Source organism: Paenibacillus tritici (assembly GCF_013204885.1).
Taxonomy (GTDB): Bacteria; Bacillota; Bacilli; order Paenibacillales; family Paenibacillaceae; genus Paenibacillus_AQ; species Paenibacillus_AQ tritici.
Window position 1 is genome coordinate 551,253 of sequence record NZ_JABMKX010000001.1, and the last position, 23,203, is coordinate 574,455.

Annotated in this window: 19 protein-coding genes and 1 pseudogene; 17 read left to right on the forward strand and 3 right to left on the reverse strand. The window is 53.0% G+C overall.

Going from position 1 to position 23,203, the window contains the following annotated elements; translation table 11 throughout:
- The first annotated feature begins 4 nt into the window (after positions 1 to 4).
- The 15 genes and pseudogenes from HQN87_RS02570 to HQN87_RS02640 all read left to right on the forward strand — a co-directional run bounded on the left by HQN87_RS02570 (position 5) and on the right by HQN87_RS02640 (position 16,236).
- The gene (locus tag HQN87_RS02570) at positions 5 to 1,123 is read left to right on the forward strand and encodes a 5-methyltetrahydropteroyltriglutamate--homocysteine S-methyltransferase (protein WP_173127208.1); all 1,119 of its coding nucleotides are present in this window, start codon (positions 5 to 7) and stop codon (positions 1,121 to 1,123) included.
- Positions 1,124 to 1,574: 451 nt separating this feature from the next.
- Positions 1,575 to 2,294 carry a YebC/PmpR family DNA-binding transcriptional regulator gene (locus HQN87_RS02575; protein WP_173127211.1) on the forward strand — a complete coding sequence of 240 codons (720 nt, stop codon included), beginning with the start codon at positions 1,575 to 1,577 and terminating at the stop codon, positions 2,292 to 2,294.
- Positions 2,295 to 2,377: 83 nt separating this feature from the next.
- Positions 2,378 to 3,142 (forward strand): TSUP family transporter, encoded by a 765-nt coding sequence (locus HQN87_RS02580; RefSeq protein WP_173127701.1) that lies wholly within the window; start codon positions 2,378 to 2,380, stop codon positions 3,140 to 3,142.
- A 24-nt stretch (positions 3,143 to 3,166) separates the two neighbouring features.
- Positions 3,167 to 4,339 (forward strand): alanyl-tRNA editing protein, encoded by a 1,173-nt coding sequence (locus tag HQN87_RS02585; RefSeq protein ID WP_173127214.1) that lies wholly within the window; start codon positions 3,167 to 3,169, stop codon positions 4,337 to 4,339.
- Between the two features lie 167 nt (positions 4,340 to 4,506).
- Positions 4,507 to 6,831, forward strand: coding sequence for an ABC transporter permease (locus HQN87_RS02590; protein ID WP_173127217.1), 2,325 nt, complete (start codon positions 4,507 to 4,509; stop codon positions 6,829 to 6,831).
- Positions 6,832 to 7,135: 304 nt separating this feature from the next.
- Complete coding sequence (locus tag HQN87_RS02595; RefSeq protein ID WP_173127221.1) at positions 7,136 to 7,912, forward strand: ABC transporter ATP-binding protein; 777 nt, start codon at positions 7,136 to 7,138, stop codon at positions 7,910 to 7,912.
- A 22-nt stretch (positions 7,913 to 7,934) separates the two neighbouring features.
- Positions 7,935 to 8,615: a response regulator transcription factor gene (locus HQN87_RS02600; protein WP_173127224.1), complete on the forward strand. Its 681-nt coding sequence runs from the start codon at positions 7,935 to 7,937 to the stop codon at positions 8,613 to 8,615.
- The gene (locus HQN87_RS02605; protein WP_173127228.1) at positions 8,602 to 9,888 is read left to right on the forward strand and encodes a sensor histidine kinase; all 1,287 of its coding nucleotides are present in this window, start codon (positions 8,602 to 8,604) and stop codon (positions 9,886 to 9,888) included. Before HQN87_RS02600 ends, HQN87_RS02605 begins: the two co-directional genes overlap by 14 nt.
- Positions 9,889 to 9,918: 30 nt before the next feature.
- Entirely contained in the window at positions 9,919 to 10,749 is an 831-nt protein-coding gene (locus tag HQN87_RS02610) for a GNAT family N-acetyltransferase (protein WP_173127231.1), read from the forward strand.
- Positions 10,746 to 11,308 (forward strand): annotated as a pseudogene (locus tag HQN87_RS02615) (AAA family ATPase). The gene HQN87_RS02610 and the pseudogene HQN87_RS02615 overlap by 4 nt, the downstream one beginning before the upstream one ends.
- 441 nt (positions 11,309 to 11,749) lie before the next feature.
- Positions 11,750 to 12,733, forward strand: a complete 984-nt coding sequence (locus HQN87_RS02620) for an aldo/keto reductase (protein WP_173127234.1) — start codon at positions 11,750 to 11,752, stop codon at positions 12,731 to 12,733.
- Positions 12,734 to 12,742: 9 nt separating this feature from the next.
- Positions 12,743 to 14,716 carry an elongation factor G gene (locus HQN87_RS02625; protein ID WP_173127237.1) on the forward strand — a complete coding sequence of 658 codons (1,974 nt, stop codon included), beginning with the start codon at positions 12,743 to 12,745 and terminating at the stop codon, positions 14,714 to 14,716.
- Positions 14,717 to 14,718: 2 nt separating this feature from the next.
- Positions 14,719 to 15,120, forward strand: a complete 402-nt coding sequence (locus HQN87_RS02630) for an NUDIX hydrolase (protein WP_173127240.1) — start codon at positions 14,719 to 14,721, stop codon at positions 15,118 to 15,120.
- A gap of 188 nt (positions 15,121 to 15,308) precedes the next feature.
- Positions 15,309 to 15,734, forward strand: coding sequence for a DMT family transporter (locus HQN87_RS02635; protein WP_173127243.1), 426 nt, complete (start codon positions 15,309 to 15,311; stop codon positions 15,732 to 15,734).
- A 49-nt stretch (positions 15,735 to 15,783) separates the two neighbouring features.
- Positions 15,784 to 16,236, forward strand: a complete 453-nt coding sequence (locus HQN87_RS02640) for a DMT family transporter (protein ID WP_173127246.1) — start codon at positions 15,784 to 15,786, stop codon at positions 16,234 to 16,236.
- A 152-nt stretch (positions 16,237 to 16,388) separates the two neighbouring features.
- Here HQN87_RS02640 and HQN87_RS02645 read toward each other — a convergent pair whose 3' ends face one another.
- From HQN87_RS02645 to HQN87_RS02655, 3 genes are all read right to left on the reverse strand, one after another.
- Complete coding sequence (locus HQN87_RS02645; RefSeq protein WP_173127250.1) at positions 16,389 to 17,993, reverse strand: right-handed parallel beta-helix repeat-containing protein; 1,605 nt, start codon at positions 17,991 to 17,993, stop codon at positions 16,389 to 16,391.
- A 440-nt stretch (positions 17,994 to 18,433) separates the two neighbouring features.
- Positions 18,434 to 19,483 carry an anthranilate phosphoribosyltransferase gene (locus HQN87_RS02650; protein ID WP_173127253.1) on the reverse strand — a complete coding sequence of 350 codons (1,050 nt, stop codon included), beginning with the start codon at positions 19,481 to 19,483 and terminating at the stop codon, positions 18,434 to 18,436.
- A gap of 12 nt (positions 19,484 to 19,495) precedes the next feature.
- On the reverse strand, positions 19,496 to 20,092 hold the full coding sequence (locus HQN87_RS02655; protein WP_173127256.1) for an ANTAR domain-containing response regulator: 597 nt from the start codon (positions 20,090 to 20,092) through the stop codon (positions 19,496 to 19,498).
- Positions 20,093 to 20,432: 340 nt separating this feature from the next.
- On the opposite strand from HQN87_RS02655, the gene nirB reads away from it, so the two are divergent.
- Both nirB and nirD read left to right on the forward strand, forming a co-directional pair.
- Positions 20,433 to 22,862, forward strand: coding sequence for a nitrite reductase large subunit NirB (nirB, locus tag HQN87_RS02660; protein ID WP_173127259.1), 2,430 nt, complete (start codon positions 20,433 to 20,435; stop codon positions 22,860 to 22,862).
- Between the two features lie 19 nt (positions 22,863 to 22,881).
- Positions 22,882 to 23,193: a nitrite reductase small subunit NirD gene (gene nirD / locus HQN87_RS02665; RefSeq protein ID WP_173127706.1), complete on the forward strand. Its 312-nt coding sequence runs from the start codon at positions 22,882 to 22,884 to the stop codon at positions 23,191 to 23,193.
- Positions 23,194 to 23,203: the final 10 nt, after the last annotated feature.

Genomic DNA, 23,203 nt, shown 5'->3' on the forward strand with positions numbered 1-23,203 from the left:
ACGTATGAGCAGTCCAGTTATCGGATCGACAAGAAACGCACCGCCCTTCCGCTACGACATTGTCGGGAGCTTCCTGCGTACAGATGAGATCAAGAATGCGCGCAGCCTGCATGAGGAAGGTGACATTACCGCCGGACAGCTGTATGAGATAGAGAATGTCGAGATTATCAAGCTGCTGGAGCAGGAGAAGGCCCTTGGGCTGAAGGCAGTCACAGACGGTGAATTCCGCCGCTCCTGGTGGCATCTGGACTTCTTCCTCGGGATTGAGGGTACTGGAAAGATCACTCTTGGCGGTACTCCCGGCGCTTCCAAGGAGCAGACGAACAGGGCGGAGAGCTTCAGAATTACCGGTAAAATCGCCTTCGGAGACCATCCTATGGTCGAGGAATTCCGTATGTTGCAGCAGATGGCCGGAGAGACGCTGGCCAAAATGACGATTCCTTCACCCTCTTTGTTCCATTTCGTGCAGGAGTATAACGGAAACGAGATTTATTCCAATACCGAAACGCTGTACGGAGATATCATTCAGGTGTACCGGACGGCGATTCAGGCCTTCTATGATGCCGGTTGCCGTTATCTGCAGCTGGATGATACCACCTGGGGGACGCTGTGCAGCGGCAGACACCGGGCGCATCTGCGCAGCAGGGGCGTTGACCCTGACCAGCTTGCGAAGGATTACGTCCGGCTGATTAATGAGAGCATTGCCGGACGCCCTGCGGACATGACGATTGCCTTGCATGTATGCCGGGGGAACCTGCGCTCCACGTGGTTCGCCGCCGGAGGCTATGGACCGGTTGCCGAGGAGCTGTTCGCTAATGCTAAGGTGGACGCTTTTTTCCTAGAGTATGACAACGAACGTTCCGGGGACTTCGAGCCGCTGCGCTTCATCCGTGACCAGTTCGTCGTGCTGGGACTGGTGACCACGAAGCATGGCGGCCTGGAGAGCAAGGAGCAACTCAAGGCACGCATCGAAGAAGCGGCACAGTATGTCGATATCAACCAGCTGTGTCTAAGCACACAATGCGGCTTCGCCTCCTCCGAGGAGGGCAATATCCTGACCGAAGAAGAGCAGTGGGACAAGCTGCGGCTGGTGATTGAGACGGCGAATGAGGTTTGGGTGTAGAAGTATGGCGATAACCCGAATTAGTTGGATTTCCTCCACTTGCTGATGAATGAATGGCCCCTGTTAGGACAGCAGTTGGATAAACAACACTTAAATTTGCTCATTTCACCCAAAGCACCTGAAACTAACATGATTAGTTGTACCTTTTCCACTTGCTTCGGCGCATTTCTGAGAAATTGGCGGATTAAGATACATTATTCCATTTGCTTCCGGCGGAAGGCGTTACCCCGAAGCTTATTCAAGCTCTCGTCCACAAGACAACAATCTTGAAGGCGGGAGTTTTTCAGGCTACGGGGCTTCGTAAGGAGTGAAGAATTTTATGGCATCCTGATGTCATTTTAGAGAGGCTAGTCTTCGGCGGAAGATCGGGGCTCTTTACGGGATCAATCGAACAGAGGTATAATGTACAGGACTATTTAACATCAAATGTTGGAAAGCGAGCGGTAACGATATGGGTCGTAAATGGAATAATATTAAGGAAAAAAAAGCGTCCAAGGATGCTAATACAAGTAAGGTCTACGCTAAGTTCGGAGTAGAAATCTATGTGGTTGCCAAGAAGGGTGAGCCTGATCCGGAATCCAACCGGGCGCTGAAGGTTGTACTGGAACGCGCCAAAACCTACAATGTGCCGAAGGCGATTATTGACCGCGCCCTGGAAAAAGCTAAAGGCAGCGGAGATGAGAACTACGTGGAGCTTCGATATGAAGGCTTCGGTCCGAGCGGCTCAATGATTGTGGTCGATGCGCTGACTAATAACGTGAACCGTACGGCTCCGCTGGTCCGTTCCACCTTCAGCAAGAACGGCGGCAATATGGGCGTCAGCGGTTCGGTTACGTATATGTTCGATCCAACAGCGGTTATCGGTGTAGAAGGTAAGTCTGCGGATGATGTCATGGAGCTTCTGATTGAAGCCGATCTGGATGTCCGCGATGTGCTGGAAGAAGATGAAGCAGTGATCGTGTATGCCGAACCGGACCAATTCCATGCTGTGCAGGAAGCCTTCCGCGGCGCGGGTATTACAGAATTCACCGTAGCCGAGCTGACCTTGCTTCCACAGAATTATGTAGCTATTCCTGAAGATGCGCAGGCCCAGTTCGAGAAGCTGATTGATGCGCTTGAGGAATTGGACGATGTGCAGCAGGTCTACCACAACGTGGATTCGGAAGAATAGAACAGCTATATCTTGAATAAGCGGGCAAGCCGATTCCCAGGCTTGTCCGCTTTTCTTCGGCATAGGAGGGGGAAATGCGCAGCATGGAAGACTGGACAATTAGCATGGTTCTTATATTGGTGATTTGCGGATTTCTGGCCGGATTAATTGATTCTGTAGTGGGCGGCGGTGGACTGATTGCGATTCCCGCCTTGCTCTCGGTCGGAATTCCGCTTCCGCTGCTGCTCGGCAGCAGCAAGCTAGCCGGATCAATGTGTTCACTGACCAGCACAGCCTCCTTCGTGCGTTCCGGCAAAATCAACTTCAAGCTGGTCAGAACGCTGATCCCGTTATCTATTATCGGAGCAGTGGCCGGTACGCTTACCGTCCGTCAGGTGCCTTCAGAGTTTCTGAAGCCGCTGGTGATTGTGATGCTGGTGGTGATTACGATCTATACTTTATTCAAAAAAGCCTGGGGCGACGTCTCCACCTTCTCCGGCAGCAATGGCCGAACACGCCTGATCGGAAGCCTCGCGGCTTTTGTCATAGGCTTCTATGACGGTTTTTTCGGTCCGGGAACCGGCTCCTTTCTGATCTTTGCTTTTCTGATGATGGGCTTCGAATTTGTGACGGCTGCCGGCAATGCCAAAGTGCTGAATTTCGCCAGCAACATCACCAGCTTGCTTACATTCATTGCCCTCGGCTCGGTCAGCTACACCCATGGGCTGATCCTGGGCGTTCCGATGGTCATCGGAGCCATAGTCGGTTCCCGGATCGCCATCCGCAAAGGAGCGGCATACATTCGTCCGCTATTTATAACCGTCACTGTCATACTGATCGGCAAGCAAATATGGGATACGATGCATTAAGCATAGATAATGGAGGAGCTTAACATGACTACGAAGCTATATTATGACTCGGCTTATGTGAACGAATGGAGCACAACAATAACATCGACCCTTCAGCGGGAAGACGGAATATATGTAACGCTTGCGGAGACAGCCTTCTATCCCCACGGCGGCGGACAGCCCTGCGATACGGGAACTATCGGCGGGATAGCTGTACTGGATGTGGTGCTGGAGGATCAGGAGGTGCTGCACAAGGTAGCGGAGCTTCCCGGACAGATGGAGGTAGGATGCAAGCTCGACTGGACCCGGAGATTCGACCATATGCAGCAGCACAGCGGCCAGCATCTGCTGTCGGCGGTATTCCGTAAGCTGTATCAGGCAATGACACTCAGCTTCCATCTGGGCAGCGACTATGCCACGATTGACCTCGCCATACCGGAATTGTCAGCGCCGCAGATGGCAGAGGCCGAGCAAGAGGTGAACCGCCAGATTTATTTGAATCGCCCGATTACCAGCTACTTCGTGACGGCAGAAGAAATGGCCAGACTGCCGCTGGTGAAGCTGCCCAAGGTAACGGAGGATATCCGGATTGTTGAGATCGAGGGTGTGGAGCATAATGCCTGTGGAGGAACCCATGTCTCTTCGACTGGTGCTATAGGAATGGTTAAGCTGCTGCGGTCCGAGAAGCAGAAGGGCAATATCCGGATTACCTTCCAATGCGGCAGCCGCGCGCTGAATGAATTCAATAATAGTCTCCAAATCCTGAGTAAGCTGTCTGTTAAATTCAATACCGGCAAGGACGAAATCGTAGACCGGATAGAGAAGTGGGAGCAAGAGCAGAAGCAGCTTCAGATAGAACTGGCTGCCATGAAGGAGCTGAACGACAGTTATCTGGCCCGCGAACTGCTGTCTTCTATGGAAGCTGGCTGCCAGGTGATCACACATATCTCCGATACCCGGCCGCTTAAGGATTTGCAGAGTCTCGCGGCGAAGCTGACGGCCCTGACTGAGCTTCCGGTGCTGCTGCTGACAGCCGTGGAGAATAAGGTGGTTCTGGCTCATCATGGTGCTGCTGCACTCTCTTGCGGAGCCTTCTTCAAAGCACATTTGAACGAATACCACGGCAAAGGCGGGGGCAGCGACAAGCTGGCTCAGGCCGGATTCCCGTCATGGGAAGCGGCGCAGGCGTTCTATGATTTTGCCAGACAGCAGTTCTAATCAAGACAAGCCAAGAGCTATGGGAGTGTGTATTCCTTAGCTCTTTTTTTTGTGCGGATTATTAGTAGGTCCACTTAAGGATTATTTAACAATTGCCCCCTTATAATCAGGACAGAGCTTGACGAAGGGAGAAAACAAACGTGTTCCTGACTATTCTAAAAAAGGATTTGCGGCGTAAAAAGGTGATGAATACCGTTCTGCTCATACTCATTATCCTGGCCTCGACACTCGCCGCAAGCAGCTCCAGCCTGATGTATTCCACCTCCAGTGCCCTGGACAGCTTCATTGAAACCAGCAAGGTGGCGGACCTCAATGTTACGCTGGCCAATACGCCCCGCTATAATACGGCAGTGCAGGACTGGGTGAAGCAGGAGAAGAAGGTGGAAGCTGCTTATACAGAGCGGCAAATTAGTCTGTCACTGGAGCAGATTACGATGCCTGAAGGCCGCAAGAGCTTTTCCGGAAATATAAGCTTCGTGTTGGCTACTATTCCAGAACAGGTGAACCGGGTCTTCGGGGAAAACAATGAGCCTTACAAGCTTCAGCCAGGGGAGCTCGGCCTTCCGGTCAGTCTGATGCTGAGCAGCGGTATCCAGCCGGGTGAGCAGCTAATGATCCAGTTCGGCGGGATCAAGAAAACGTTCACGGTGAACGGTTACTTCAAGGATGCATTCATGGGGGCTGATCTGCTGGGCCTGAAGCGTATCCTGTTGTCTACAGAGGATTTCGAAGAAATAGAGAAGCAGCTGCCAGAAGATACGCTGATGAATCTATGGAGTTTCATCGCGGTGCCTGGTGTAGATTCAACTGAAATATCGACTTCCTTTGCGAACAGTGATCTGCCAGTTAACTTTGAAGTCGATAAGGCTCTGGTGACGATGACTTATATGACCGACCGGATTATCTCTGCGATGATGTTCGCGATCAGCGTCTTCCTGATCTTCATTGCATTTCTTACCCTGCGGTTCACGATTGTCTCCACTCTGCAGGATGAATACAAGGAGATTGGCGTTATGAAAGCAATCGGGTTCAGATCCCGGGCGATTAAGCAGCTCTATTTGACAAAATACACAGGTCTGGCCTGCCTTGGCGGCATTCTCGGGCTCGGCATCAGTCTTCCGCTTACAACGCTGATGTCCCGGCGGACTTCACAGTATATGATTCTGCCCGGAGGCAGCACCAGTATCATGATCTCGTCGCTTAGCACGGTGGTCATGATCGCATTTATTCTGTTGTTCTGTTTGCTCTGCATGCGCAAGATTAACAAGGCATCGGCGATTGATGCGATCCGGCAAGGCCAGACCGGGGAACGCTTCAAGGCTTCCCGGAGCATTCATCTCCATCGCAGCCGCGTCCTGCCGCCCCCGTTCTTCCTCGCTCTGAGCGATGTGATGAACCGGTTGAAGAGTTACACTTCTCTTATATTGACGCTGATCTTAAGCACGGCAATTATCCTGATTCCGGTCAATCTGACCAATACGATCGTTACTCCTAAATTCCTGGAATATTTCGGTACGGTCGGTGCGGACTTTTATTCCAAGTCAGTGATTGCAGAGAAGACCGTGGAACAGATCCGGCAGGAAAAAGAGCTCCTCGCTCAGCGGCTGAAGGATCAGGGCTTCGAGGTCACGCTTGCCGCGAATTATGCGGTGTTGACCAAATATATCTCCGATAACGGGCAGGAGAACCGGCGGATTAACGGCCAGAAGAATGATCAGAACGGATCGGTTGAGATTCTGGAGGGAACGGCCCCGATTCTGAGGAATGAAATCGCCATTACGACCATCATGTCCGAGAAGTACGGGAAGCAGGTCGGCGACAATATCACGTTTGAAATTGACGGGGTACCCGGCACCTTCATGATCAGCGGATTGTTCCAAAGTATCTCCAACGAGGGGTATGCGGTCTGGATTGCCCGGGACTATGACCTGAAGATGGTATCGACTTATCTGTTCTCCGGCGATCTCCAGACTCCAGAGCCAGAGAAGGCCGCGATGATGAAGGCCATTCAGCAGCAGTTCCCGGAACAAGGTATCAAAACATCGCTCGAAATGCTGAGCGAGATCACCGGAGGCTTCATGAGCCAGCTCCAAAGCATCAATGCGCTGCTTACGGCAATCATCTGCTTGATTACGTTCTTCATCACCAGCCTGTTCGTCAGACTGATGATTGCGAAGGAAGTGTACGGCATCGCGGTCATGAAAAGCATCGGCTTCACGAATGCCGCTATCCGGCTGTGGCAGGTATTGCGTATTCTAATCATCATGGCTGTCTCGCTGGTTCTGGGTGTGATCGCCGCGAATACCCTCGGCGGCCGCCTGCTGGGTCTCATCTTCCGGATCTTCGGCCTGACGAGCCTGGAGATGAATATACTCCCGCTTCAGGTCTATCTATGGTATCCGCTGCTGATCCTGGCCGTTGTTATGCTGGCCGTATACACCAGCTGCGGCCAAATCAAGCGTGTGCAGATTTGGAATATGAATAAGGAATAAGCGTTTGGATTCTACAATAAGAATCACGGGAAATAACGAAAAGCGAAAGGAACGGAGGGGAAATTTGGAACTGGAGGAGCGGTAGCGTCCGCCTGAAAGCTTTCCGAAGGAAAGCTGCCTCGTAAGCATAAGCTGTCAACGGATTTCACCCGCGAAGAGCGGATTGAATCTAGGAAATCTGTTGACAACAGCGGCTGGAAGTCCAAATGTTCACCGCAGTGACGATTAAACTTAACGTTTAAATCTTAGAGATTCTTATATTAGATCCAAGCGTTTAATTTAAGAGAAGAGAAGGAGTGGCGAAATGGCAGCAGTACTCGAAGTAACCAATCTATGCAAAACCTATATCGTCAATAAAGGACAGAACAATGTCCTGCGGAATATTAATTTCACGCTTCATGCCGGGGAGTTCGTATCTGTCATGGGGCCGTCCGGTTCGGGCAAGTCCACGCTGCTCTATAGCGTCAGCGGGATGGACCGGCTTACAGCGGGAGAGGTGGTCTTCGACGGGCAGAGCCTCTCCCGGCTCTCTGAGAAAGGCATGGCCGAACTGCGGCTGCACCGGATGGGATTCATCTTCCAGCAGATGCATATGCTAGGCAATCTCTCGATTTATGATAATATTATTCTATCAGGCTATCAATCGCTGAGCGGTAAGGACAACGGACGCAGCCGCAGCGAGGTGAATGAATACGCCGATGAGCTGATGCGGAAGCTGAATATCATTGAGACGGCAGGCCATGACATTACGGAGGTGTCCGGCGGGCAGCTGCAGCGGGCCTGTATCTGCCGGGCGCTCATTAACAAGCCGGCGATGCTGTTCGCCGATGAGCCTACAGGTGCGCTCAACTCCAAAGCCGCACAGGAAGTGATGTCCGAGCTGTGCCGGATCAACCGTGAAGGGACCACACTAATGATGGTTACTCATGATGTGAAGGTAGCCGCACAGAGTGATAAGGTACTCTATATGGTGGACGGCAACATTCAGGGGGAGCATCTGCTGGGCAGATTTTTGCCGGAGCAGGGTCTCAGGGAACGTGAACACAGCCTGACGGGCTGGCTGATGGAGATGGGCTGGTAGCAGGCAGCAGGAGGAGATAGCCGTGGCGGACATTCTGATCATTGAGGATAATGCGGAGCTGGCGGAGGTGATGAAGGATTTTCTGGAGGTGGAGGGGTATTCCGTGTGCAATACGGCTTCCGCTGAAGAGGGATTGGCTTATTTGGAGGCGAATGCCGTCAAGCTGCTGCTGCTCGATATTATGCTGCCCGGGCTTGACGGCTTCGCAGTGTGCAGACTCGCCATGGAGAAGTTCAATCTGCCGATTCTGATCATGAGTGCACGCCACGGGGACGAGAATAAGATTATCGGTCTGGAGCTGGGTGCGGACGACTACCTGGAGAAGCCCTTCTCGGTGCCTCTGCTGACGGCCAAGGTCAAGGCGCATCTGCGGCGGAGTTATGATATGAACGAGAACAAGCTGCTGCTTACCGATGGCGAACTTACCGTGAATCAGACCTCCAGGGTGGTATATCGAAACGGCCAGCCGCTCGGGATGACAGCCAAAGAATACGAGCTGCTGGTGCTGCTGATGGGCAATAAGGGCAAGGCGCTGCGCAAAGAGTGGCTGTTCCAGCAGGTATGGGGAGCAGACAGCTTCAGTGAGCCGTCCACGCTGACCGTACATGTGAATAAGCTGCGGGACAAAATCGAGCCCAACCCCAAAGAGCCGAAGTGTATCGTTACCGTCTGGGGAGTCGGATATAAATATGAAGGCATTTAACAGGCTGATGCTCTGGACGGTTCTCATCGGGCTGACACTGATCGCCGCTCTGAACGGATATGTATCCTACAAGAAGACACAAGAGCCAGGTAAGGCATACCGGGTAGAGATCAACCGGATCTTAGATGAGGTGAGGAGCGGAATTCGGCCGGAGGATATCGTGCTGGATCAGAACCGTTATACATACGTGAACGGATTAAGCTGGATAGGGAAGGGTGAGGGGGCGGAGGCTGTTCAGCAGTTTTTTGCCGGTACAGATCTTGCGGGAACCCATGAGTTCATGGTCAAACCTGTCTATGAGGAGCAGGAATTGGCGGGGTATTTACGCTTCTCTTACCGGATGTCCGGGCCGGACTACAGTATCCCGCTGGTGCTGAATCTGTTCCTGCTGGCGGCGCTTGGAGCGGTGATGGTGTTGCTGTTCTATATCCGCAAGCAGATTCTGCGGCCGTTTCACATCTTGCAGGAATTACCCTACGAGTTATCCAGAGGTCAGGTGAACATAGGCATGCAGGAGCAGCGGAGCCGGTTCTTCGGCCGGTTCATCTGGGGGCTGGATCTGCTGCGGCAGACACTGGATGCCCAGAAGCAGACCAATCTCCGCCTGGAAAAAGACCGCCAGACACTCGTCGCCTCCCTGTCGCATGAGCTCAAAACACCCGTCGCCACGATCAGGCTCTATGCCAGCGCCCTGGAGGGCAGCCTGTATGACAGCGAAGTCAAGCGGCACACAGCCGCCCGGCTGATCGGCCAGCAAGCAGAGCAACTGGAGCAGCTGATTGGCGGTATGATTACCGCTTCAGTCTCCTCTTTGCAGAATATAGAGGTTGTTCCGGGAGAGTTCTATATCAGCGGACTGATCCGCACATTCCTCCATAACCACAAGGGACGGCTGGAGCTGCTGAAGACGGAGCTGAAGATAGGAGAATATCAGGACAAGCTGCTGCTTGGAGATGAAGAGCGGCTGCTTGAGGTGCTGAACAATCTGATTGAGAATGCCATCAAGTATGGAGACGGGAAGTCCATCTCTATTACCTTCCGTGAGGAGGATTACCGCCAGCTGATCGTCATTGAGAATTCTGGCACCCCGCTGCTCCTCAGCGAGCTGCCCCACATCTTCACCAGCTTCTGGCGCGGCTCCAACGCCGATGGCAAGCCGGGCAACGGCCTGGGTCTCTTCATCTGCAAACAGCTGCTACAGAAAATGGGTGGCGATATCTTCACGGAGCCGCTGGAGCGGGGGATGCGGTTTGTGCTGGTGCTCCGGTATTGAATTATAGAGCTGACCTGGAGGGTTTTCATAATGATAGAGCTCAAAACGGAGGAATATTCAGCGATTTTTCATTTTTTCAATGAGAAAAAACAACATATTCCGGCCTTGTCCGTCTTGCTAGGAAATTATCCTGGACGGGTGTTTGCCGATGACACCATTGCGCCAACACTTGCAGTGGTATGGACTACGGCTAGATGGATGTATGCTGCCGGAGATATCAGTGAAGAGATCTATCAGATGAAGCTGATATCCTTCTTGCAGACGGTAGTCGTTCCTGATTGCAAGCAGAGGCAGGAGAATTGGTTCGAGATTTACACGGATGATGGTGAGGCATGGACGAACTTATTCTTACAAGGATACGCAGGACTGAGTATTCAGAGACATATGGAGTCAGTGTATGAGTTCAGGCACGAGCATTTTATTCAACTGGAAGCCGGTGCTGCGGCTGAATTCTCACCTGATGATGTAATTGTAGCTTACGAAGAATTTCCGGTCCTGGAGGAGCAAAAGAATAGTGTGTCTGAAATTCACAACCGATTCGGCGGACTGAACACTGTTGGGGCTGTTGTGAGCAAAGGAGATCAGATCATGTCGCTCTGTAAGAATAACGGATTCATTGTGGACAACAGCTACTTCATAGATGTGGATACCTACGCAGAGGCGGAGCGCGGCAAAGGATATGCGACGCTCGCTGCCCGTTCGTTGATCCGTTATTATCTGGAGAGAGGCTGCGAGCCGTTATGGGAAACGACGCATGAGAATACCGCTTCGCATAGATTAGCCCTGAAGCTGGGCTTCGAGCCTGTGGAGAGTTATCCGGTGTTTGCTTTTAATATTTTGAAAAGGGAGCGGTATGGATGAAAAGGCTAGTGATCCTTACTATCGGTAAAACGCATAGCGGTAAGACTACATTTGCCAGAGAATTAGAACAGCACTTGCCTGAATCGACTGTCATTGACCGGGATAACCTTGCTGAATTTATCAATACATATTATACAAGTCTGCTGCCCAAGCAAGGTGTGAACACGCTCAAGGACGCCTTTACCAGAACAGTTGTAGATTATGCTGTCCATCATTCGGAGCAACATCTCATTTTATGTAATGCCAACCGCGGCCGTGAAGGCCGTTTAAGCCTGCTCGAATGGTTTCACCAGAAAGGGTTTATTAGTGTACTTGTTTATTTTAATATTCCTGATGAGATTCTACATTCGCGTATCGAGAGTAGTCAGCACAGTACAGCTATTTTCAGAACGGCGGCTTCCAGTTTTGACAAAGTGCTACGTCGGCAGATTACTGACTCACAGAATGGACTGGCGCCACCGCCAACCGAGAGCGAGTCGGATTATTTTTTGTAATCAATGATAGCAATGAAGTACCGTGCATTATTCAGAAGATTGCCGACATCGCACAGAGCTTATAAGTCATTGGTTACTGCGGCCGTCGAAGGCTGGTTTCTGCTCCCAATTTAGGAGCCGGGGATGTTAAGGGCTGGAGAGTAGATGGATTTTGTACACTTGCTAATGAGCAAATTGGCTGTATTACAACAGCAATTGGATAAACAGCACTTAAATATTCATCATTCAGCCTAAGAGACAAAACCTTAGGGTAATAGATGCTGTTTTTCCACTTGCTTCCTTGTAATCTTCAGAAATGGATAAATTAAGATACATTTTTCCACTTCTTCATTCAAAAGGATAGTACCTCCTTCAATCTAATCCAATCTCCTCCAGCCTCCCCGAGTCTCCCTCAATCTCCATCACTTCCCCCAATCATAAACTGGACCTGACCGCCCAAACCCTTCATAATAAGAGGAGTTGTGAACGGTTCCATACACTAATCTCTTAAACGGAGGGTTCTTAAGATGAAATACCGCAAGCTGGGAAATACAGGTCTGTCTGTAAGTGAAGTCAGCTTTGGCACTTGGGCGATTGGCGGGGACTGGGGGAACAGCAGGGACGAGGATGGGCTGAAGGGCTTGCAGCTGGCGATGGAGCAGGGCGTGAATTTCTTCGATACCGCCGATGTCTATGGCTCCGGTCATGCAGAAGAGCTGCTCGCCAAGGCGACCAAGGGCAAACAAGATGAGGTACATATTGCCACGAAATTCTGCCGTGCCGGGGATATCCACGATCCGGAGAATTACTCCGCGCGCAGAATAAGCGAATATTGTGAGCAGAGCCTGCGGCGGCTGGAGCGGGAGGCGATTGATCTGTATCAGATCCACTGCCCGCCGATTGAAATTCTGCGGGACGGCAGTGTCTTCGCAGCGCTGGACCAGCTGAAGGCCGAGGGTAAAATCCGCCACTACGGCGTCAGTGTAGAGACCATCGAGGAAGGTCTGCTGTGTCTGGAATATCCGGGAGTGGAAGCGCTGCAGGTGATCTTCAATCTGTTCCGCCAGCAGCCCGCCCGGGAACTGCTGCCCGTGGCAGCTGCTAAGGGTGCAGGGATATTGGTGCGCCTGCCGCTGGCCAGCGGTCTGCTGACCGGCAAGTTCAAGGAGACCAGCACCTTCCAGGAGAATGACCACCGCAGCTTCAACGCGAACGGAGAGCAGTTCAATGTGGGCGAGACTTTTGCCGGGCTGCCGTTTGTTAAGGGTGTGGAGCTGGCGCATAAGCTGGAGTGGATCGCTGAAGGACGCGGCAATATGGCACGGGCCTCCATGCGCTGGATTCTGGACCATCCGGCCGTCAGCTGCGTGATTCCGGGCTTCAAGAATGAAGCTCAGGTGAAGGATAATCTCGCAACACTGGATGTACCGTCGTATAGTTCTGCTGAAATGGAACGTCTGAGCGCTTTTTATCAGTCTGAGGTCGTTCCGCATATCCGTGGAGAGGTGTAGCAGCACCCTATGAATAATATAACTGTCGGACTGCTGGCGCATGTCGATGCCGGTAAGACGACCTTCGCCGAGCAGCTGCTCTACCATACTGAAGCGATCCGCAGCCGGGGCCGTGTGGACCATCAGGACACTTTTCTGGATACCCATGAGATTGAAAAATCACGCGGGATCACAGTCTTTGCCGATCAAGCGGAGTTTACTTATAAGGATGCGCGTTATTTCCTGCTGGATACCCCGGGCCATGTGGATTTCTCTCCGGAGATGGAGCGCTGTCTGCAGGTGCTGGACTATGCAGTGGTCATTCTTAGCGCGGTGGAAGGTGTGGAGAGTCACACCGAAACGCTCTGGCAGCTGCTGCGCCAGCATCAGATTCCAACCTTGTTCTTCATTAATAAGACCGACCGTGCCGGTGCGGACCCGGGGCGTGTAGTGGAGGAGATCCGGCAGCAGCTTAGCAGCAATGCCTTCCTGCTGCCGCAGCAGCCGGAAGAAGCGTGGACCGATGAGATGAAATCTTTCGTTGCCGAACGTGAGGATTCGCTCCTGGAATCGTACCTGGAAGGCACTTTGTCAGACAGCGATTGCCTCAATGCAATGAAGTCCCTCGTGAAAAGCGGAGAGCTGTTTCCGTGTATGCAAGGTTCAGCGCTGCTTGACCGCGGAGTGGGGGAGTTCCTGGAGGTTCTGAGTAAGGCCACCTTCACGGAGTACGATCATCAGCTCCCTTTTGCCGGGAGAGTCTACAAAATCCGCCATGATGAAAAAGGCACACGCATCACCTACGTCAAAGCGCTCCAGGGAGTGCTGAAGAACCGGGAGAGCTTATCCTATGGGCCCGAAACGGAACGTTCCTCGGAACGGATCACCGGAATCCGCAAATATAACGGTACCGCGTATACGTCTGCCGACTGGGCTGCCGCAGGAGAGCTGTTCGCCGTGGTCGGACTCAGCGAAGCACTGCCGGGCGCAGGTGTGGGGGCACTTCGTGATGTTCAAGGGAGCGGTCTAATCCCCACCCTGAAGTCCAAAGTCCTCTTCGAGCCGCCCGTGAACCTGAAGGAGCTAATGCATGCCTTCGGACAGCTTGGCGCGGAAGATCCTTCACTGAATGTAAGCTGGGATGAAGAGTTGCAGGAGCTGCATATTCATGTGATGGGCGGGATTCAACTGGAGATTCTGGAGCAGATTGTTGCGGAACGGTTCCAGATCCGGGTTGCTTTTGGTCCCCCGGAGATTCTCTACAAGGAGACTATTGCCGATACCGTCTATGGCTGCGGGCATTTCGAGCCGCTGGGCCACTACGCCGAGGTTCATCTGAAGCTTGAGGCGGGGGAACGCGGCAGCGGGATTACCTTCATTAACGACTGTCACCCGGATGATCTGGCCGTGGGCTATCAGCACCAGATTGAGCAGCATTTGCTGGAGAGCGGGCATCACGGCCTGCTGACCGGGTCCCCGCTGACGGATCTGAAGATCACGCTGCTTAGCGGAAGGGCGCATAATAAGCATACGAGCGGCGGAGACTTCCGGGAAGCGGCGTTCCGGGCCTTGCGCCAGGGGCTCGAGCAGGCGGAGAATGTGCTGCTGGAGCCGGTCTATGACCTGAAGATCCGGATAGATTCTGACGATGTGGGAAAAGTTATGAGTGATATCCAGCGGGCAGGCGGCTTCTTCAATCCCCCGGAGATCCTGGAGTCCAAGGCTGTAATAACCGGTACGGTTCCGGCGGCAAGCTTCATGGATTACGGCGTGAGGCTGGCCTCCATGACTCAGGGCAAAGGCTCGCTGTCACTCCGAGTGGCCGGTTACCTGCCCTGCCATCAGACGGAAGCGGTCATTGCACAGCGCAATTATAATAAAAATGCGGACCCGGCTTACTCCTCCACCTCTATCTTTTGTGCCAAGGGTGAAGCCTATCCGGTGCCTTGGCAAGAGGCCGGGCAGCATATGCATATTAAAGACAAACGGAAAGGTGCAGGCTAACCATGACTGAAGTGATTGATAAAGTAGCATGGATCTATGTGGTGGACGGCAAAGTACTGGGCGCGCGTTCCAAAGGGAAAGACACCTATTATTTCCCCGGCGGCAAACGGGAGCCCGGTGAGAGTGACGCCGAGACCCTGATCCGTGAGGTTGAAGAGGAGCTGTCGGTACAGATCCGGCCGGAGACGATTGCTGAATTCGGAAGCTTTGAAGCCCAGGCGGATGGCAAAACAGAAGGCATCCTCGTACGGATGACCTGCCTGAGCGCCGAGTTCACCGGCGAGCTAACCCCTGCTTCGGAAATCGAAGAATTGGCGTGGTTGACTTATGAGGATAAAGACCGTGTATCCGCGGTCAGTGTAATCATTATGGACAAGCTGCGGGAAATGAAGCTGCTCGCTTGATCGTCTGGTGAAGATCAGCTATACGCTGGCGAATATAAAGCAAGCCCGTTTTAAGCCGGAATACGGCCTGAAACGGGCTTGTTGTCTCTTAAGCGCAGACACTTTTACATTATAGGACATATGTCCTTTTCCAATCCGGCGAACTGGCTTTTAATAAGTACAGAGAAGCATACAGAGGAGAGAGACAGATGAGAGGGATACTATTCGCATTTTTGGGCGGGGCCTGTATTACACTTCAGGGGGTAGCTAATGCCAGGATCAGTCAGGATATTGGCACCTGGCAGGCGGCTACGATTACTCAGTTAACCGGGTTTATTATGGCCTTGGCTATTGCACTGATGGTTCGGGACGGGAAGAAACACGGCTTCCGCAAAAGTAAACCGCTATACCTGACCGGCGGCGCTTTTGCCGCATTCGTTATTTTCAGCGAGGTTACGGCCATTCAGAACATCGGGGTTACACTGACCATCTCGGCACTGTTGATTGCCCAGCTCTGCCTGACTTTTGTAATTGATGTCCGGGGCTGGTTCGGTGTCGCCAAGCAGAAGATGAAGCTGCCGCAGTTCATTGGGATCGGGATGATGATTCTCGGGGTAGTGGTACTGAAGTTCTGAGGATGAACAACACAAGCCATTCAAATCAGCAGATAAGGGAGCAACAGATATGTTAGCAGGAATACTACTTGCGTTAATCGCGGGAGCGCTGGTCAGCTTACAGAATATTTTCAATGCCAAGGTCAATGAGCATACAGGCTCCTGGACCACCACCACACTGGTGCTGGGCATGGGCTTCGCCGCTTCTCTCCTCATGGGGCTGATCATGGAAGGGAAGAATATGTTCACGCTGCAGCATATGCAGCCCTGGTACTGGTTAAGCGGGATGATTGGAGTGGGGGTCGTGATCTGTCTGGTCCAGGCCACCAGAATCCTTGGCGCAACCTATGCCATTTCGATTGTGCTTACATCCCAGCTCGGATTCGCCTTGCTCTGGGATTCACTGGGCTGGCTGGGCCTTGCGAAGGTTCCGTTCTCGTTCAATCAACTGATCGGCGTTCTGATCATCGTCGGCGGCATTCTGGTATTCAAGCTGGGCGGAGCGCGTGAGTCCAGAGCTTAGGGCTAGAGCGTAGAGCTAGAGCCTAGAGCCTAGAGCCTAGAGCTAGGATACCCGGTCCCGCCAGACCGTGGCCTGAAGTAACCCAAAGAAGCGCGTCTCCGTAGCTGGTACGGACCTGCGCTTCTTTTGTATGCAGACTGCTGCAGCTTCTGTTAACGAGAGTCTTGTATGGAAGCGGTACTGTTGTTAGCACTAAGCTCCGTTAACGGGTCAAAGGGAGGTCCGGTAATTGTGCCCACCAGCAGAGCAATATCCACGGCGTTCTCCGGGCTGCCCCAGGCATTGCCTGAAAAGACCATTACAGCCCGGTCATTTACGAAGCCTCGTGTATTGTAAACAATGTTATTAATTACCTCACCCGTTGCATTTGGATTGAAATAGGCCGGCTGGCGCAACGAGTAAAACACATTGTTCCGCATGATCAAATTGGTCATGTTGTTAGCAGCGGAAACTAAGCCCCGGTTAACCACCCAACCAGAGGAAGGTCCGGCCTGCGGCGGTCCAAAGATTACATTATTGATGATGGTGTGATTGCTTCCCGCCACTTGAATGAACTCAACAGCATAAGGATTGTTGCTGGTTATAGTCAGACCATCAATCGTCACACCGCTGCCGGTAATGGTAAAAACAATGGCTGCGGCCTGAAGAATAATCAAGGAATTTGGAAATCCTTTTATAGTTACGCCTGTTTTATTAATTCCGATATTAGCCGTTACGGGATAAGTGCCTCCCATAATATAAACCGTTCCATTGGGAGACACGGCTGTGACTCCCTGCTGAATGGTGGCAAAAGGGCTAGCCTGTGTCCCGTTTCCTCCCACTGCGCCTGCTTGAACGTATACCTGAAACGGATCAGGAAGTACGGTTCCGGTAGCTCCTGTAACCCCGGTTACACCTGTAGCGCCAGTGGCGCCAGTAGCTCCGGTTGCCCCAGTGGCTCCCGTTGTTCCGGTAGCGCCCGTTGTTCCGGTAGCGCCCGTGAAACCTGTAGCCCCGGTGGAACCGCCGGAAGGCCCTGTTTCTCCCGTCACTCCGGTAGCTCCGGTCACACCCGTGGCGCCAGTAGCACCCGTCACACCCGTGGCTCCGATGATTCCTGTCGCGCCAGTATCACCTGTCAGACCCGTCGCCCCGGTGGCTCCTGTAGCCCCGATCACTCCCGTAGCACCTGTCAGACCCGTGGCCCCAGTGATTCCAGTAGCGCCGGTCTCACCCTTCATACCCGTGGCCCCGACGATTCCCATAGCGCCAGTCTCACCCGTCACACCCGTCGTTCCTGTGATTCCCGTAGCACCTGTCAACCCCGTCGCCCCAGTAGCTCCGGTAACTCCGGTAGTCCCAGTAGCTCCGGTCGACCCCGTCGTCCCGGTGATTCCTGTCGCACCCGTCGCGCCAACTGAACCTGTTCCGCTTCCCAGCAATTCGGAAGATACTAGACGATGTGGTGCAACAAGCGCCCCGGTACTGCTTTTCCCCCATAATGAGGCTGCCAGGTTCTCGGTGTTGACACCTGTGAATGTGATCACAAAATCAAAGCTAAAATTCGCATAATAATCTTTGGTGGCTACAGCATTTGGGGCAAGCGAAAAAGCATCATTCGCATACAATATTCGGCTTCCATTCAGAGTGTAGGCTTGAATCGTTACTGTGCCATAGCTGAAAGCATCTTTGTTTTCGATTTTAACCGTTACTGATTGGGTGGGTCTTGTCCCATTTACTGGATTGTTTTCGATGGGACCAGTGGATAGAACGGCCATTGTAATCATCCCCTCCTAATGATCTTAATCGCGCAGGATAACAAAATCCCAATTATTAACATATTCGATTAGGAGGTGAACGGTTCGCATTTACAAGATAATAGACAATAGTTTGTGAGTGCGATATCTGAAGCTGTCCCATGATATAAAAGGTGCACTAATGCACCTCATTTGCTCATTTAGCTCGCATCCGAGGAATTCAAGTGCACTAATACACCTCATTCGCTCATTTACCCCGCATCCGAGGAATTCAGGTGCACTAATACACCTCATTCGCTCATTTACCCCGCATTCGGTAAATTCAAGTGTACTAATGCACCTCATTCGCTCATTTACCCCGCATCCGGTAAATTCAAGTGTACTAATGCACCTCATTGGCTCACTTACCCCGCATCCGGTGATCCGTCTGCCTTCCTTTCCACCAGCAGCCGCAGCTTAGTTTATCCCTGCCCGAGTGAGGCTGCCTTTCGGCCCAGCATGGCGTTTTGCCATTTCAGATACGTCTCCCAGGCCAGGCCGTTGTCCAGCAGAGGCTTGCAGGTATAGACGCCTTCCTCAATGGAATTCACACGGCCGGCAGCATGTAGTCTGGCTGCTGCGTTCAGCAGCGTCTGGTTGTAGTAGGCCATATGCCCGCCGCCTTGCAGGACTTCCTCGGCAGTACGCAGCTGCCGTGCTGCGGTCCACTCCAGCTCTGCGGGTACAGTTACCTCCAGGCCGAGCGCCTCCGGGTCGATGATGTCCAGCTCTGCGGCTCCGTTCTGAATACGGTATACACGGTTCGGGCGGTCAATGTACAGATCCTCCGAGCCTTCCACGCCTTGAACCACCAGCCCCCGCTGATAGCCAAGCTTCACAATGAGCCGGGAGATCCGGTCGAACACTGTATTATGAAAAATACCGAATACAATAAACGGCGAGCATGAATAGTCAATAAGCTTCTCAGCTGTGTTGAAGATCGTGCGCATCCCGATATCCTCACGGAGTCCGCGAAGCTCCCCCAGCGGCGGGCACCACTGCTCCGACTTCACGAACAGCACACCGCTGGCTTCGGCGGCTTCAATGGCGGCCTTGCGGCTCAGACTTGTCACATCTACTCCGCTGGCTTGGATCAGATCCTGTAGCGTAATTCCCCATTTGGGCGGCAAGCCCGCTGAACCATGCAGGGTGACCGGCAGACCTGCGGCTGACAGCAGGAAGGCCGTAGGGAAGGTAGCGATGAAGGAATGAACCCTGCCGTCATACGGACCGGCACAGTCTATTCCCTGGTGTACAGGTTCCCGAAGGGCATATTTACGGCAGACAGCGACAAAAGCCTCCAGCTCCTCCAGGCTCTCCAGCTTCATACGTTCTGCGATCAGGAACGCCCCGATCTGCACCGGTGAAGCGGTCTGCCCTAGAATGGCCTCCGCCGCATATTCAGCTTCCCCGTAGCTTAAATCCTTCGCACCGCGTTTACCGCGGGCTACTTCCTTGAGAATATTAATCATATGGAATTCTCCTTAAGTTTGATCCTGCAGCATCTGGTAGACCTTGACGATGGAGGTTGCCACATCTACGATCCGTTTACGTTCATTCATCGCCTGCTTGCGCAGCAGGTCGTAGGCTTCCGATTCACTGATCTTCTTGGCTTGGGACAGGATGCCCTTGGCCATGTCAATCCATTTGCGTTCCTCGATCCGGGACAATAGCTGCTCCCGTTCCTTCAGCCATTGCTTGCGCTCGAAGCATTGCCTGGAGCTGAAGTGAAGCATCCAGTGGATCTCCGGGGACTTCATCGCAGGAGACAGAATTCCGTCTACCATAATGTCGTCGCCGCAGGCGGAGACGGATAAGGTAGAGGTCAGCGGGGTGCACCACCATAATACCGGGGCGACCTTATGCCGGACCAGCAGGGCTCTCCAGCTGCTGATATCCGTTACCGGAAGGTTGAGGATGAAGGCGTCCGCATCGCCGATGAGCGGGGCGGCTTGTTCGGGAGAAGCTGCTGTTCCTACTACATAACCACAGGAGCTGAGGATACTGTCAGGGCTCCCTGAGGAGCGCGCTTCTGCGGGGTTCTCTGTTCCAGCGGGCTCAATAACCAACAGGGAATGCATAGGTGGACGACGCTCCTTTAGATCATAATAGGGGCACTGTGAAGGATTCGGCAGAATACAATCACACACTATCTTAATGTTATATTATATAACACAGATTACGTAATCTTGTCGATAAATTAAATTAATTAAATTTTATATGTCATAATTATTGACGTATGGCAAAAGTCTGTAGTATAGTCGTTTTAACAAATTCATCAATTCTACGGATACAACGATGTATCCGGCTGAAGCGGCAATGGCGCCTGCTCTCACTTAAATCGCTAACGGGAAATGTATGTTTCCGGGCGGAGTGAAGCGGGCTATTTCTGTTGTTTACCTGGAGAGGAGAGAGATAGAGATGACAGCAAAGCGCAAAAAACTGATACTAGTCGGCAACGGAATGGCAGGGGTGAGGGTGATTGAGCATCTGCTCAAATTAGCGCCGGAGGCTTACGAGATTACGATCTTCGGCTCAGAGCCTTATCCCAATTATAACCGGATCATGTTGTCTTCCGTCCTTGCAGGCGGGGCGAGTCTGGATGAGATCGTAATTAACGACCTGGAGTGGTACCGCAGCTTCAATATCACATTGTACACGGGACACACGGTAACTTCTATTGATACTGCTGCACATAGGGTCTATACAGACCAGGGAATCACCGCTGAGTACGATGAGCTGATTCTGGCTACCGGCTCCAATCCCTTCATGCTGCCGATCCCGGGTGCAGAGAAGGAGGGCGTCATTGCCTTCCGCGACATCAAGGATACCCAGATCATGCAGGACGTATCGCAAAAATATACCAAGGCGCTTGTGATCGGCGGCGGTCTGCTCGGACTGGAGGCGGCAAGAGGCCTGCTGCATCTGGGGATGAACGTATCGGTGGTTCATATCCACGAGTACATCATGGAGCGTCAGCTCGACGAGTCCGCATCCCGTATGCTGCGGGGGGAGTTGGAGGCTCAGGGGATGAGATTCCTGCTTAAGAAGCAGTCCGAAGCCATTCTCGGCAAAAAGAGAGTCAAAGGACTGCTGTTCGCAGACGGTGAAACGGCGGAAGCAGATCTGATCGTGATGGCTGTAGGGATCAAGCCGAATGTGGAGCTCGCCCGGAGCAGCGGGATTGAAGTCAGCCGGGGAATCGTTGTGAATGATTATATGGAGACCAATCTCCCCGGCATCTACGCCGTCGGGGAGTGTGCGGAGCATCGCGGCATTGCCTACGGCCTGGTGGCCCCGCTCTACGAGCAAGGCGCTGTGCTGGCTAAAAGACTGGCGGGTGTGCCCACCGAGGGATATGCCGGTTCGGTAACTTCAACCAAGCTGAAGGTATCCGGGGTGGATGTATTCTCAGCAGGGCAGTACAACGAGCAGCCCGGAACGAAGGCGCTCAGATTCCAGGACGAGACAGAAGGCGTATATAAGAAGCTGGTGATCAGCGGGGATAAGCTGGTCGGTGCCGTACTGTTCGGCGATACGAATGACGGCGCGGAGCTTTTCTCAATGATCAAGAAAGGCGAGAACATCAAGGGGCGCGAGAAAGAGCTGCTGCTCGGTGTTCCGGCGGATGCGCTGGCTTCCCCCAAAGGCAACCGGCTGGAAGGGATGGCAGATGACGAGATCATCTGCGGCTGCAACGGCGTCACGAAGGGAACGATTGCTAATGCGATTACCTCCGGGGGCTGTACCAGTGCCCTGCAAATCAAATCCTGCACCAAAGCATCGGCTTCCTGCGGCGGCTGCAAGCCGCTGGTGGAGGGACTGCTCCAGCTGTATGCCGGTGAGGCTGCCGTTACGGTCAAGGAAGGAATCTGCGGCTGCACTACACTCGGACGGGATGAGATTGTCGCTGAAATCAAGCGGATGAAGCTGACAACGGTCAGGGAAGTCATGCATGTACTGGACTGGAGCAATGAAGAAGGCTGCCCCAAATGCCGGCCTTCCCTGAATTACTACCTGGGCATGCTCTGGCCGGAGGAATATGTGGATGAGAATGAATCCAGGTACACCAATGAGCGCTACCACGCTAACATCCAGAAGGATGGAACCTATTCTGTGGTGCCGAGAATCTACGGGGGTGTCACTTCACCAGCCGATTTGATCAAGATTGCGGAGGTTGCCGTTAAATACGATGTGCCGCTGGTCAAGTTCACCGGCGGGCAACGGCTCGATCTGCTTGGCGTGAAGAAGGAGGATCTGCCGAAGATGTGGGAGGAGCTGGATATGCCCTCCGGCCATGCCTACGGCAAAACACTGCGCACAGTGAAGACCTGTGTAGGCTCCACCTATTGCCGCTTCGGCACCCAGGATGCCATGGGAATGGGCATCCGGCTGGAGAAGGCTTTTGAACGGATGAATGCTCCGGGGAAGGTGAAGCTGGCGGTATCCGGTTGTCCGCGCAACTGTGCGGAAGCGACGATCAAGGACTTCGGGATTGTGGCGATTGACGGCGGCTGGGAGCTGCATATCGGCGGCAACGGCGGTGTTCATGTCCGGGCCACAGATCTGCTCTGTGTGGTGAAGACCGATGATGAGGTGCTGGAATGGGCAAGTGCGTTCCTGCAATATTACCGTGAGAATGCCGGATGGAATGAACGGACGGCGCAGTGGGTGGAGCGTGTGGGCCTGGAGAGCATCAAGCAGGCGCTGGAATCCCGTGAAGAACGGCTGGCCCTTATGGAGAGAATTCAGAAGGCGCTCAGCCTCACAACCGATCCATGGAAGCAAATTGTGAATACACCGGAGCTGCGCAAGAATTTCGAACCGATCTCTTTACCCGAGACGGTCTAAGGAGGCCCTCAAGATGACAATGACCAAATTGCTAGTCGGTAACCTTAAGGATGTAGATATTAAAGGATCACGCAAATTACAGGTCGGAGATACCGAGATTGCCTTATTCAGACTAAGCAGCGGTGAGGTGCTGGCGGTAGAGAATAAATGCCCGCATAAAGGCGGGCTTCTCTCCGAAGGGATGGTCTGCGGCTCCAAGGTGCATTGTCCGCTCCATGACTGGCGGATTGAGCTTCATACCGGTGAGGTGCAGGCGCCTGATACGGGGCATGTAACCACCTATGAGGTTGAAGTCGATCCGCTCACCGGCAGCTTGTACTTAACGATCTAATTCATCCGAT

What these genes read in the sequence shown, in the direction of transcription:
- HQN87_RS02570 (WP_173127208.1), top strand. Translation starts at nt 5, where the DNA reads ATGAGCAGTCCAGTTATCGGATCGACAAGAAACGCACCGCCCTTCCGC.
- HQN87_RS02575 (WP_173127211.1), top strand. Translation starts at nt 1,575, where the DNA reads ATGGGTCGTAAATGGAATAATATTAAGGAAAAAAAAGCGTCCAAGGAT.
- HQN87_RS02580 (WP_173127701.1), top strand. Translation starts at nt 2,378, where the DNA reads ATGGAAGACTGGACAATTAGCATGGTTCTTATATTGGTGATTTGCGGA.
- HQN87_RS02585 (WP_173127214.1), top strand. Translation starts at nt 3,167, where the DNA reads ATGACTACGAAGCTATATTATGACTCGGCTTATGTGAACGAATGGAGC.
- HQN87_RS02595 (WP_173127221.1), top strand. Translation starts at nt 7,136, where the DNA reads ATGGCAGCAGTACTCGAAGTAACCAATCTATGCAAAACCTATATCGTC.
- HQN87_RS02605 (WP_173127228.1), top strand. Translation starts at nt 8,602, where the DNA reads ATGAAGGCATTTAACAGGCTGATGCTCTGGACGGTTCTCATCGGGCTG.
- HQN87_RS02610 (WP_173127231.1), top strand. Translation starts at nt 9,919, where the DNA reads ATGATAGAGCTCAAAACGGAGGAATATTCAGCGATTTTTCATTTTTTC.
- HQN87_RS02620 (WP_173127234.1), top strand. Translation starts at nt 11,750, where the DNA reads ATGAAATACCGCAAGCTGGGAAATACAGGTCTGTCTGTAAGTGAAGTC.
- HQN87_RS02625 (WP_173127237.1), top strand. Translation starts at nt 12,743, where the DNA reads ATGAATAATATAACTGTCGGACTGCTGGCGCATGTCGATGCCGGTAAG.
- HQN87_RS02630 (WP_173127240.1), top strand. Translation starts at nt 14,719, where the DNA reads ATGACTGAAGTGATTGATAAAGTAGCATGGATCTATGTGGTGGACGGC.
- HQN87_RS02635 (WP_173127243.1), top strand. Translation starts at nt 15,309, where the DNA reads ATGAGAGGGATACTATTCGCATTTTTGGGCGGGGCCTGTATTACACTT.
- HQN87_RS02640 (WP_173127246.1), top strand. Translation starts at nt 15,784, where the DNA reads ATGTTAGCAGGAATACTACTTGCGTTAATCGCGGGAGCGCTGGTCAGC.
- HQN87_RS02645 (WP_173127250.1), bottom strand. Translation starts at nt 17,993, where the DNA reads ATGGCCGTTCTATCCACTGGTCCCATCGAAAACAATCCAGTAAATGGG.
- HQN87_RS02650 (WP_173127253.1), bottom strand. Translation starts at nt 19,483, where the DNA reads ATGATTAATATTCTCAAGGAAGTAGCCCGCGGTAAACGCGGTGCGAAG.
- HQN87_RS02655 (WP_173127256.1), bottom strand. Translation starts at nt 20,092, where the DNA reads ATGCATTCCCTGTTGGTTATTGAGCCCGCTGGAACAGAGAACCCCGCA.
- nirB (WP_173127259.1), top strand. Translation starts at nt 20,433, where the DNA reads ATGACAGCAAAGCGCAAAAAACTGATACTAGTCGGCAACGGAATGGCA.
- nirD (WP_173127706.1), top strand. Translation starts at nt 22,882, where the DNA reads ATGACCAAATTGCTAGTCGGTAACCTTAAGGATGTAGATATTAAAGGA.